The organism is Kitasatospora sp. NPDC098663 (genome assembly GCF_044760075.1).
Classification (GTDB): domain Bacteria; phylum Actinomycetota; class Actinomycetes; order Streptomycetales; family Streptomycetaceae; genus Kitasatospora.
The window spans coordinates 82,346-93,632 of record NZ_JBIWAP010000038.1; the positions used below are offsets into that span (position 1 = coordinate 82,346).

Here is an 11,287-nt window from a genome sequence, read left to right on the forward strand (position 1 = left end):
AGACCCTCCGACTCCGCCAGGCGGCCGTCGCCCGCGCGCTCGACGTGCTCGACGTGCTCGACGTGCTCGACGCAGTGGGTGCGGCGCTCAGTGCGCGGCGGTTTCCGCCGGGTGGGTGTCGTCCTGGTGGTGGTCCTGGGCGGCCGCTTCGGCCGCTTCGGCGGCGTCGGGTGCGGAGCCCTGTCTGGCTGCCTGGCACGTGCTGCAGGTGAGCCAGTGCGCTGGAGGCTGGTGGGCGTAGCGGTGCGGGGCGAGGGTCATCCCGTCGGTGTCCAGGCCGCACAGGGTGAGGTGGCCGCAGGTGCCCGAGGCTTCCGCGGGGGCGGCGTGTACGCGGCGCACCGGGCTCTCCGGGTCCGCCGGGGTGTGGTCGGGGCCGAGGAGCCGCACGTTGGTCGGCATGTCTAGCTCAAGTACGACGACGATGTCCATCTTCTCAACGTGGCTGCTGGGCCGGTCCGCCGCACCCGCGCGGTGGCATCCGGACCAGCCCGGGCCACCCCTGGCGGACGGGCTCCGATCGGCCGCGTGCGCGACGGCGGAGAACGTGAAGGCGTGCCCCGCCCCAGCGCGACGCCCGTGATCGGCGGCGACGTGGCGCGCTGACGTGGCGCGCTGACGTGCAGGCGCAGGCTCCGGGCAGGGGCGACGCCCGCCTTTCCCCGGCGCGGCGTTCACTGCGCGCGCAGGGCGCGCTCGCACTCCTGGCACCGCTGGTCGGCGAGCGTGGGCGGGTACCAGGGCTCGCCGGGCCGGACCGGCCGGTAGTGGGTGTGTTCCATCGGGCCGGTCTCCAGCCCGCAGAGCGTGTACGGCTGCGGGTCCTCGGGCACGTCGGGATCGGCCCCGGCGGCGTGCACCGCGATCACGGCGGGTTCGACACCATCCGCGCCGATGGCCACGTCGGGCTCCAGCTCGAAGAGCACGATGATCGATGCCATGCACCGAGCCTCGGCCATCGCCGGTGGACCCACATCCGGGGTAGGCCTTTCGAGGCGAGCACCCCTGCCCCGTTTCGGCCCGGCTCCGTCCGCAAGCGCGGCGGGATCGACGACCGCATGGATCGCGCCCGTCGGGGGCTGCTGCCATGCTCGGGTGATCACACCTCGTGCACGGAAGGAGTCCGTCGATGATCGCGCCGCCCGCGCTGGAACGGTGTCCGGGCGGGCCGCGGTGAGGGGCTGGGTGGTCGGGGCCGTCGGCGAACCGGGCAAACCGTGCAAACCAGGCGAGCCGGGGCGGTTGCTGGTGGTGCTCGTCGACGGTCGGCGGCTGGTGACGCGCGAGCTGTCCGGGCAGGAGCGGGCGGAGCTCGGGTCGCCCGTCGCCGGGCGGCTGCGCAAGCCGCATCCGGGCGCGCGGTCGATGGTGCGCTGGCTGCGCCCGGTGCTGGCCGTCGTCGTCGAGCTGGAGGCCGGTCAGGTGTGCCGCATCGCCTTGCCCGCGGCGGGTGACTGAGTGGTCCGCCGCCGCCACCCGGTCCCGGTCCCGGTCCCGGATCCGGACCCGCCGGCGCCACCTCGGCGGCCGTCGTGGGGGTTCACCCGATTGCCCAGCGTCCGTCCGGCCGGCCCCGGGACGGACCGGGCGCCCGGGGGCGGGCCGCGTCCGGGCGACGTAGGTTGCGGGCATGACCAGTGACGAGACGACGATCCCGGCGGTAGGGGTGCGCCTGCTGGACGAGGTGTTCGACGCGATCGAGGCGGCCAACGGCCGCCCGCAGCCGTGGACCGGTTTCGACCACGGGATCCTGGGGGCCTACCGATGGGCCGCCGGCGCCCAGGTCGCGGCGCCCCTCACCGCTGCCGCCGCGCTCGGCGCCACCGGGCCCTGCCGGGCGCAGCTCCTGGCCGAGTGCCAGGCCGCCGCCGTCCGTCTGCGCGACGTCTCGGCCCTGGCCCTGGCCTCGACCTCGGGCGAGGGCGACGGCGCGGACGAAGGCGCGAACGCCGCGTACGCCCTGGGCGCCTACCAAGCGCTGGCCTGGCTCTGCGGCCACCACGAAGACCGCCCCTGACCCGACGGCCCGAAGGGCCGGCACAGACCCGCGGGCCCGCCGACCTGCCCGGCCGCTGCCTTGCTGCTCCTGCTGCGCACCGCCACGGGCAACCCGGTCGCCGCGTGGGCCCTCAGCGCAGCCGTCCTGCTCTGGTTCACCACCACCTGGTTCGTTCTGCCCCAGATCGTGCTGCGGCGTACGGCCGCCCGCCAGGCGGTTCCCTCCGCCCACGGCGGCCCCGGCGCGGACGACCACCCCTCACGGTGACGGAGGCCGACCGGAACAGCGTCCGAGCGCCGGTCGGATCTCCGAGGCGTACGGGCGCGTCGCAACCGGCGTTCGGGGTAGGCGCCGCGGCAACCCGAGGCGGAGAGACCGCGCCCGCCGGTTCGAGCAGGAAGCACCCAGCGGGCCCGCGAGGCCGCCTCCACGCCTCCAGGCCTTCAGGCCTCCGGAGCGCACCGAATCCGCCGACCGACCTGATGAGAAGGGCTACGCCATGAGCACGCACGACACGGGCACCACCCCCGCGGAGCAGGACGCCCCGCGGGACGGCGACGACACCGTACGGGAGCGGTCCGCAGAAGAACGGAACATCGTGGCGCCCACCCCGAAGGACGTCCGCGCCAAGGCCGACGAGCCCGACGACGCCGACGACGCCGACGACGCACCCACCCCACCCGCCGCCGACACCCAGGCCCCCTGACCAGCGACACCCCGCCGCCCCCGACCCCCCGGCCGCCCGTACTCCGTCGCCCGGGCGCTCGGACTCCACTCACCCGACGGACGGCGCAGCAGGGGCTCCGGTCCCTTCCACATGTGGAAACCCGGCGAGCCGCTATCACCTGATTCGTCGAAGTCGCCCAGACCCACATCGGGTGGTTCGTGATCCCGTACGCTGCTTGCTCACCAGGCGGGGCTGGCATGAGGGGGCGTGGGGATGGCCGGTGGAGAGCGTGGGCGCAGGGCTGCGATCGTCCGGTACTGGCGGGCTGTGGAGTTGTTCAGCCCGCAGAAGGTCGACGGGGTGGATCCGTCGAAGGACGTCTATCCGGTCTGGGACGGCCGACCGCTGCCGTGGGAGCCGGACCACCGGCTCCGCCGGCGCTCGCCGGGCCGCGGGCGATCCTGGCAGCACACGGTGTACGCGGGCGTGTTCGAGCTCACCGCGCTGCGCGACACGCTGCTCGGCGTGTTCGGCACCGACGGGCCCACCGAGGACTTCGACGGCCGTTCGGGCGGCCAGAGCGCGGTGCTCTGCTTCTCGGTCAACGACCAGGGGCTGCTGCTCAAGGACAGCGTGACGATCTCGTCGTGCGCGTGGGCGGTGGGCCGGGCCCTGCGCCCGGGGCCGGCGGACCCGGCCTGGCTCGACGGCTTCGAGAAGGACTCCGAGCTGTGCGTCTCGACCCTCCTGGAGCTGGGCGACGGCCGGCTCCCGGTGGTGGAGCAGCGGCGCGGAGCGGGCGGCGCGCCCTCCGGACCCGGATCGGCGCTCGGTGCGATCGCGGGTGTGGCGGTCGATGTCGTGCTCGGCGCTGCCGTCGGCGGGATCGCCTCGACGGTGGGCACCGTGGCGGGTGCCGCGCTGGGCTCGATCACCCAGGCGGTCGCCGAGACGCTGACCGGATCGGCGGCGGACTCGCTCGCGGACCGGGTCGGCAGCAGGGTGAGCGATCACGTGACCCAGCGGGTGGAGGGGGTCCTCGACGGCGGCCTGCACCCCGCGGGCGGTGCCGACGCCGATGCCCTGCGTTCCGGGGACGACGCGGACGCGGCGGATGAGCCCGAGGAGCCGGACCCGACGGGCGATCTCCCCGTTCCGTTGGGCCTGAAACCGCTTGACGTCAGGGACCTCGCGGCCGTCACCCGCTGGGTCGCCGAGCAGCTCGGGATCGCGGAGGCGCTGCGGCCGGACGCCGTGCGGGTGAAGAGCTACACCGTCCGGGAGTCGCAGAGCTCGGAGAGCGACCAGTCCGACTTCCTCAACAGTTTCATCGCCGCGGACCTGGAACAGGTGGCTGCGGCGCTCGCGGAGGGCAGGTCGGGACGGGCGCTGGAGGACTATCTCCGGTCCACCGCAACTCTGGACTCCGGCCGCCGGACCGACGTGCGGCAGCAGCCGCAGGTCCTGCTGGACGGTGTCCGTCCGACAGCCGCCCCACTCGGTCGGTGGCCCGGCAGGAGTGACCAACCCCTGGTCCTCAGCCAGCAGTTCGCGGTGAACAGTGCGTTGGCGGAGCCGGGTGGTGCCGGGGGCGGCGGCCTCTACGCGGTCAACGGGCCGCCCGGCACGGGCAAGACCACCATGCTCCGCGACCTGATCGCCGCCCTGGTGGTGCAACGTGCGGAGCGGCTGGCGGCGTTGGTCTCTCCGGCGGAAGCGTTCGGCAAGGTCCACACCTGGAGTTCCGGCCAGTGGAGCCGGAGGCTTCACGGGCTGCGCGAGGAGCTGACGGGCTACGAGATCGTCATCGCGTCCGCCAACAACGGCGCGGTCGAGAACGTGACGACCGAGATCCCGTCCGCATCCGCGGTAGCCGAGGAGTGGTGCGAGGAGGCCGACTACCTCTCAGCGCAGGGCAGGCTGCTGCTGGGCGGCGCGGACGCGTGGGGAGCGGTCGCGGCACCTCTCGGCAATCGCGCGAACCGCTCCCAGTTCGTCAGCCGCTTCTGGTGGGGCAAGGAGATGCAGGAGACGGCCGACCCGCGACGCCCCGGACAGAGCCGCCGACAAGCCGTGTCCACCGGCCGGGGTCTGCGTGATCTTCTGCTCCGGCAGAAGGAGTTGAACGGCGACGCCCGACCTGGTCCGGATCGGAACCCGCTCGGTGGCAGCCGCGTGCCAGGTGCCCCGGACGCGCCGGCCACCGCTGAGCTGGGCGATCCCTGGCCGCTGGCGGTGCGCCGCTTCACCCAGGCGCGCCAGGCCGTCCAGGAGCTGGCCGCGGCCAGGGAGGCCGCGGCCGCCGCACGCGACAGCCGGGAGCTCCTGGCGCGACAGCTGCGGGGTGCCGAAGCCGCTGTGGCAGCGGCCCGGGCGAACACGGCCCCGGCCGAGCGCGTACTGGCCGACGCGCAGGCCGCGGCGCAGAGCGCGACCGAACGGCTGGCGGCCACGCAGCAGACCGAGCACCAGGTGTCCACGACGTTGGCCGAGGCCCGGGCCACCGTGGAGCTGCGCCGGGGAGTGTGCCAGTCGCGGCTCGATGACCTGCGCTCGTACGATGCGCGGCAGCGTCCTCGCCGGCTACGCGCCTGGCTCTCCTCAGATGCGGAGGAGAGGTGGTTGCGTGGGCGGGAACCGCTGGTGAGTGCTCTGGCTCAGGCCGAAACAGCATGGGAGGCATCTCAGAGCGCACTCGGCCGACTCAGTGAGCTCCTTGCCGACGCACGAGCGGCCGGCGAGGAGGCCGCTGCGGCCGAGGCCGCGGCACAGCGCTCGCGCGCGAGCCGACTGGACGGCCTGCGCCGCGCGGAACAGGCCGTCACCGCTGCCGAGCAGGCAGCCGCCATGGCTCGGACCGCCGCCGACATCGCCGCCCGCAAGGTCTCCGATGCGACGCGACGGTGGCGCGCACACGTGCCGGCCGAGGACTGGGCCGCACTCCCCGGAGACCCGCAGGCCGATGGCCGGCGGGAGCTGTCCGCCCCCTGGATGGACGAGGAGTTCAGCGCCGCCCGCACCCGCGTGTTCCTCGCCGCGCTGGATCTGCACAGGGCCTTCCTCGCGGCGGAGGCGAAGCGCCTGCTCACCAGCTTGCAGGCGGTGATGGAGGTGGTGGGCGGCGACGCTCCGAAGGATCTGCCGCCGGAAACCGTCCGGGCCGCCTGGCAACTGTTGTTCCTGGTCGTGCCGGTGGTGTCGACGACCTTCGCCTCGCTGGACCGCCTCTTCGCGGGCCTGGGCTCCGAGGCCCTGGGCTGGCTGTTCATCGACGAGGCGGGGCAGGCCACCCCACAGCAGGCGGTCGGCGCACTGTGGCGGGCCCGTCGGGCGGTCGTCGTCGGCGACCCGTTGCAACTCGAACCTGTCGTGACGGTGCCGTGGACGGCACAGCAGCGGCTTCGCACCCACTACGGAGTGGCGCAGGAGTGGGCGCCCGGCCGCACCTCGGTCCAGCGGGTCGCCGACCGCCTCGCCCGGTGCGGCACCTGGCTCCCGGCCCAACTCCCCGACGGCGAGACGGAGGTGTGGGTGGGGTCACCGCTCCGGGTGCACCGTCGCTGTGACAATCCGATGTTCGAGATCAGCAACCGCATCGCCTACGACGGGTTGATGGTGTTCGGCACGGGTGAGCGAGCGCCCTATCCGATCGCCGACCGCAGCGTCTGGCTGGACGTCGTCGGGGGCGAGTCCGACGGCAAGTGGGTGGCTCAGCAGGGGCTCGTGCTGGGCAGGGTGCTGGATCTGCTCGGGGAGCGGTTGCGCGCGCAGATCGAGCAGGAGGAGTGGGAGTCCGCACGACGAGAGGGCCGGCCGCCGGTGGACCTCGGCACCACGATGGCCGCCGAGGTGCGCGAGCGACTCGGCAAGTCCGTGTTCGTGGTGAGCCCGTTCCGGGAGGTGGTCGCCGAGGCGCGCCGGACGGCCGGAACCCGGCTTCCCGCCAAGCGGGTCGGCACGGTGCACACCACCCAGGGCAAGGAGGCGGACGTGGTCATCCTGCTGCTGGGTACCGTGGCGTCCCAGAACGGAGCCCGCGACTGGGCGGCTGACAGCCCCAACCTCCTCAACGTCGCAGTGAGCAGGGCCCGGAGACGACTGCTTGTCATCGGCGACCGGGGACTGTGGGGCCGGCACCGCCACTTCGACGTCCTGGCCGACCACGGGGGCTTGGCCCGGTTCGACGCGTCCGGCTGGCTGAACGGCTGAACGGCTGAACGGCTCAGATATATCTTCAGGTTGTCGTAGGTGCAAATACCAGATGGTCGGCATCGAAGCCTCGGGCTTGATGACTTCCTTGTGGTGCCGCAACCGTCCTTGTGGCGCCACTCGTGGCCGGGTGCCGCGCGGGACGGCGGCCAAGGTGGTTTTAATTTCAACTATAATGGTGTGGTGGCATGCATGCCGGCCACGAGCGATTCGGTGATCCGGTGATCCGGTGACCTGCTGATCTGCCAGAGGAGTTCCCGTGAGTGATGTGACCACCGATGTGACCGTTGCCCCGGTGCGCCGGCGGGTGTTCATCGACAAGCAGAGCCCCCAGGCCTACCGGGCGTTGCGGGCGACCGCCGAGGCGGCCGGGGTGGGGGCGGCGGAGGCCGGGCTGGACCGCAGGCTGGTGGAGCTGGTCAATCTGCGGGTGTCCCAGATCAACGGGTGTGCGTACTGCCTCAACGTGCACACCAGGGCCGCTCTTCAGGCCGGTGACACCGCGCAGCGCCTGGGCACGCTGCCCGCGTGGCGCGACACCGAACTGTTCACGCCGCAGGAGCGTGCCGCGCTCGCCCTGGCCGAGGCGACCACCGATCCGTCGGACGCCGTCGCGCAGGAGGCCGCCTACGGCGTCGCCCGCGCGGCTCTGACCGATGACCAGATCTCGGCGGTCATCTGGGTGGCGATCGCCATCAACGCCTTCAACCGCGTGTCGATCCTGAGCAAGCACCCGGTGCGCGCGATTCCGGCACAGTGACGGTGCCGCGCGGGCTCGCCTCGGTGATCAGGGCGCGGATCGCCGTGGCCACGGGGGCCGGCCGTTCCTGCATGGCGACGTGGCCGACGCCCGGGAGGGTGAGGAGGCGCGCGTCGCGGAAGGCCGCGTAGGCCCGGGGCGCCGTACGGAAGGGGACGAGGGCGTCGTCCCGGCCGTAGACGAGCAGGGTGGGGGCGGTGACGCGGCGCGCCAGGTGCCAGGCGGAGGCCTCGCCCCGTCGCAGGAACGCGTGGACCACCGAGCGCACACCTTCGGCCAGCATGTCCTGCGTGTACGGCAGTTCGGCGCGGCGTCGGCGCTCGCGCGCCTCCACCGACCGCTGTTCGGCGCCGACGAGGGCGGGGTTCGCGTAGATCAGGCGGTAGAGGTCGTCCAGTTGGCGGTCGGGGCTCTGGGCGGCCAGGAGGCGGGAGTACAGCCGTGGCGCGCCCGGCAGGCCGAGCAGGGCCACCCGCAGGGCCGGGGCGGGCGGGAACGCCGGCAGTACGGGTGAGATGAGGGTCAAGGTGCCGACCAGGTCGGGTCGTTGGGCGGCGAGGCGCAGTGCGACCAGGCCGCCGAGCGAGTTGCCGACCAGGTGCACGCGGTGGTGTCCGGTCCGGTCGAGGTGGCGGGCCACGGCCGCGGCCTGGCGTTCGACGGTGACGTCGCCGTCGGGCGGGGGTGCCGACCTTCCGAAGCCCGGGAGGTCGAGGGCCAGGCAGTGCGCCGAGGCCCGCAGCAGGTCGATCAGGTGGGCCCAGTTGTGGGTCCAGCCGCCCAGTCCGTGCAGGAAGACGGCGGTGCCGGCGGCCGGAGCGGGGCTGCGGACGTACTCGGCGGCGAGGGGGTGGTGCATGGTGGTCCGTTCCTTGGGTGTGATGCCGCCGTTGATCGCCTGCCGGCCCGCTCAGCGGTGCAGGGGCTCGGCCGTCCCGGTGCGGGCGAGCCGGTAGTGCTCGACGAGGTGGTCGCCGACCGTCTCCCAGCTGCGCCGCGTCGCGGCGGCACGGCCCGCCCGCCCGAACGCCGCCCGCAGTTCGTCGTTGCGGGCGAGACGTTCGACGGCCTCCCGGAATCCGTCCGCCGCGCCGGGTGGGACGAGGAACCCGGTGTGCCCCGGGCGGACGAGGTCGAGCGGTCCGCCGGCCGCCGGGGCGACGACGGGCAGCCCGCTCGCCATGGCCTCCTGGAGGGTCTGGCCGAAGGTCTCGAACGGCCCCGCGTGGACGAAGGCGTCGAACGAGGCGTAGAGCCGGGCGAGTTCGTGCCCGGACCGGAGTCCCAGGAAGACCGCGTCCGGGAGTGCGGCCTCCAGCCGGGCTCGGCACGGGCCGTCGCCGACGACCACCAGCCGAACCCCCGGGATCCGGGACACCTCCGCCAGCCGGTCGACGTGCTTCTCCGGCGCCAGACGTCCGACGTACCCGACCAGGACGTCTCCGGGGCGGCCGAGGCGCCGGCGCAGGGTCTCGTCACGGTGGCGGGGGTGGAACCGTGCGCAGTCGACGCCGCGCGGCCACAGGTGGACCCGGGGGATGCCGTGCGCGAGCAGGGCGCGCAGCGAAGCCCGCGACGGTGCCAGCGTCCGCGCGGCCAGGGAGTGCACCCGGCGCAGCCGCCACCAGGCCAGCCGGGGCCCGGCCGCGCCCAGCGCCGGCAGGTAGGTCCTGGCGTAGGCGGCCAGATCGGTCTGGTAGACCGCCACGGACGGGACCCCCGCCCGGTCGGCCGCCGCGGCGCCGACCGCCCCGAGCGCGAACGGGCTGGCCAGGTGGACCACGTGCGGGCGGTGCCGCTCGATGGCGTCGGCCACCCCGCGCCCCGGGAGCGCGACCCGCACCTCCGGGTAGCCGGGCAGTGGCACCGACGGGACGCGGACCACCTCGTAGCCGTACGCCCGATCGCGGCGCGGGTCGCCCGCGTACCGTCGCGCGGCTCGCGCGCCCGGTGCCCGCACGGCGGGTGCCACCACCACCGGGGTGTGGCCCCGGGCGACGAGGTGTTCGGCGGTCCGGAGGACGCTGTGGGCGACACCGTTGAGCTGCGGGGCGAAGGACTCGGTGACGATCAGGACGCGGAGCCGTTCGCCGCCGGGGGCCGGGCCGTCCGCGGTGCGCGCCGCCGGCCCGGACAGGACTCCGCTCACCGTACCGCCGCCCCCGCTTCGGGCGCGGCCTGCGGCGCCGGGGCGGTCGGCGGTTCCGGGGCGGTCGGCCGGGTCGGCGGGGTCGACTGCCCCGGGTCGCCGGGGAGCGAGCGGCCGACGGCCCGCAGGTCCCGCAGGATCTCCCGCAAGCAGGCGACCGGGCTCGCCTCGCTGTACGGCACGCCGATCTGCTCGCAGTAGTCGCGCACGAGGCGCGAGGCGGGGCGCAGCGCCGCCACCGGCATGGCCGGGAAGAGGTGGTGCTCGATCTGGTAGCCGAGGCCGCCGAAGAGGAAGTGGACGAACCGGCCGGCCCGCAGGTTGCGCGACGGCAGCACCTGCCGGCGGAGGAAGTCGGCACGCTCCGCGTCCGGGCCGGTCATCGGCATGCCCTTGTGGTTGGGCGCGAAGATGCACCCCAGGTACACGCCGAGGACCGCCCCGAACAGCACGGCGAAGGCCAGCGCCTGGAGCGGTGCGAGGACGACGGCCAGGAGGGCCACCGCCAGGGCGTAGTGCAGCGCGGCGAGCGTGCGCTCCAGGGCGGGGTACCGGACGGTGCCGCGGGTCAGGGTCACGCAGGTGGCGACGAGCAGCCCGAGCGCCTGGAGGGACAGCAGCGGGAAGAACAGCTCCGCCTGGTACCTGGCCGCGAGCCGCCTCAACCCCCTTGTCCGGCAGGCCTGTTCGGTGGTCCGGGCGAAGAGGAGGGAGTCCGCGGCCGGGTCGTGGCCCTCGCGGTTCGGGTGCGCGTGGTGCCGGTTGTGGTCGTCCACCCACCACCCGTAGCTCATGCCGACCACCAGGTTGCCCAGCACGATGCCCGCCAGGTCCGTCGCCCGGCGGCCGGCGAACACCGCGTGGTGGGCGACGTCGTGCCCCAGCAGCGCCAACTGGCCGAGGACGAAGGCGAACAGGGGCGCGAGGCACAGCTGCCACCAGCTCGCGCCGAGCACGACGAACCCGGCCAGGAGCAGCGCGAGGGCGGTGAACAGCGCGGCGCTCCGGCCCGCGTAGTACAGGGGACGCCTGCGCAGCAGACCGGCGTCGGAGACGCGTCGGTGCAGCTCGGCGAAGTCGCCGCGCCGGGTGGTCCCGGTGGGCGGGGTGTCCTGGACGGTCATGCCACCATTCCGGTCTCCGGTCGCTCCGGTCGCTCCGGTCGCTCGTTCCCGCCGCGCCGCGAGGCCCCGGGCAGGGTGGCGTCAGCCTTCCGCATCCGAACCGCCGTTGTCTCGGCGCTTCGCCGTGTCGCGGCCGGAGGTGGCCCGATCGGGTGGCGGCGGGCCGGGATGGTCCGTCATGCGTCCGATCACCGTTCGTCCGTTCGCCTGTTCGCCCGTTCGGCGTTCGCGCGGTCCGGTGGTTGGTGAGGAGCCCGGGGAGTGGGAAGCGGAGTGGGGGGGGGGGCGGGGCCCCCCCCCCCCCCCCCGGGGCCGCTGGTGCCAAAAGGGCCCGGTGGGCCCCAATAAAGTAAGGGAGAGATACACAAAAACATAACCC

11 protein-coding genes are annotated in these 11,287 nt (G+C 74.1%); 6 read left to right on the forward strand and 5 right to left on the reverse strand.

Translation table 11 applies throughout. The features are described 5' to 3' along the window. Positions 1-87 precede the first annotated feature (87 nt). Both ACIQVZ_RS32140 and ACIQVZ_RS32145 read right to left on the reverse strand, forming a co-directional pair. Positions 88-432 (reverse strand): hypothetical protein, encoded by a 345-nt coding sequence (locus ACIQVZ_RS32140; protein ID WP_402454840.1) that lies wholly within the window; start codon positions 430-432, stop codon positions 88-90. Between the two features lie 242 nt (positions 433-674). Then, complete coding sequence (locus ACIQVZ_RS32145) at positions 675-941, reverse strand: hypothetical protein (RefSeq protein ID WP_350878899.1); 267 nt, start codon at positions 939-941, stop codon at positions 675-677. Between the two features lie 307 nt (positions 942-1,248). Between ACIQVZ_RS32145 and ACIQVZ_RS32150 the strand changes: the two genes are divergently transcribed. The 6 genes from ACIQVZ_RS32150 (at position 1,249) to ACIQVZ_RS32175 (ending at position 7,635) form a co-directional block, all read left to right on the forward strand. Beyond that, positions 1,249-1,458: a hypothetical protein gene (locus tag ACIQVZ_RS32150; protein ID WP_350878897.1), complete on the forward strand. Its 210-nt coding sequence runs from the start codon at positions 1,249-1,251 to the stop codon at positions 1,456-1,458. Between the two features lie 172 nt (positions 1,459-1,630). Then, positions 1,631-2,017, forward strand: a complete 387-nt coding sequence (locus tag ACIQVZ_RS32155) for a hypothetical protein (RefSeq protein ID WP_350878896.1) — start codon at positions 1,631-1,633, stop codon at positions 2,015-2,017. A gap of 60 nt (positions 2,018-2,077) precedes the next feature. Next, entirely contained in the window at positions 2,078-2,266 is a 189-nt protein-coding gene (locus tag ACIQVZ_RS32160) for a hypothetical protein (protein ID WP_402454844.1), read from the forward strand. Between the two features lie 232 nt (positions 2,267-2,498). Beyond that, entirely contained in the window at positions 2,499-2,705 is a 207-nt protein-coding gene (locus tag ACIQVZ_RS32165) for a hypothetical protein (RefSeq protein WP_350878894.1), read from the forward strand. Between the two features lie 288 nt (positions 2,706-2,993). After that, positions 2,994-6,875: a DEAD/DEAH box helicase gene (locus ACIQVZ_RS32170; protein WP_402454847.1), complete on the forward strand. Its 3,882-nt coding sequence runs from the start codon at positions 2,994-2,996 to the stop codon at positions 6,873-6,875. Positions 6,876-7,134: 259 nt separating this feature from the next. Further along, on the forward strand, positions 7,135-7,635 hold the full coding sequence (locus tag ACIQVZ_RS32175) for a carboxymuconolactone decarboxylase family protein (RefSeq protein WP_402454849.1): 501 nt from the start codon (positions 7,135-7,137) through the stop codon (positions 7,633-7,635). On the opposite strand, the gene ACIQVZ_RS32180 is transcribed toward ACIQVZ_RS32175, so the two are convergent. From ACIQVZ_RS32180 to ACIQVZ_RS32190, 3 genes are all read right to left on the reverse strand, one after another. Beyond that, positions 7,580-8,494, reverse strand: a complete 915-nt coding sequence (locus ACIQVZ_RS32180) for an alpha/beta fold hydrolase (protein ID WP_402454851.1) — start codon at positions 8,492-8,494, stop codon at positions 7,580-7,582. The two genes, ACIQVZ_RS32175 and ACIQVZ_RS32180, sit on opposite strands and share 56 nt — an antisense overlap. 51 nt (positions 8,495-8,545) lie before the next feature. After that, on the reverse strand, positions 8,546-9,709 hold the full coding sequence (locus ACIQVZ_RS32185; RefSeq protein WP_402454860.1) for a glycosyltransferase family 4 protein: 1,164 nt from the start codon (positions 9,707-9,709) through the stop codon (positions 8,546-8,548). Positions 9,710-9,780: 71 nt separating this feature from the next. Beyond that, on the reverse strand, positions 9,781-10,908 hold the full coding sequence (locus ACIQVZ_RS32190; protein ID WP_402454854.1) for an acyl-CoA desaturase: 1,128 nt from the start codon (positions 10,906-10,908) through the stop codon (positions 9,781-9,783). Positions 10,909-11,287: the final 379 nt, after the last annotated feature.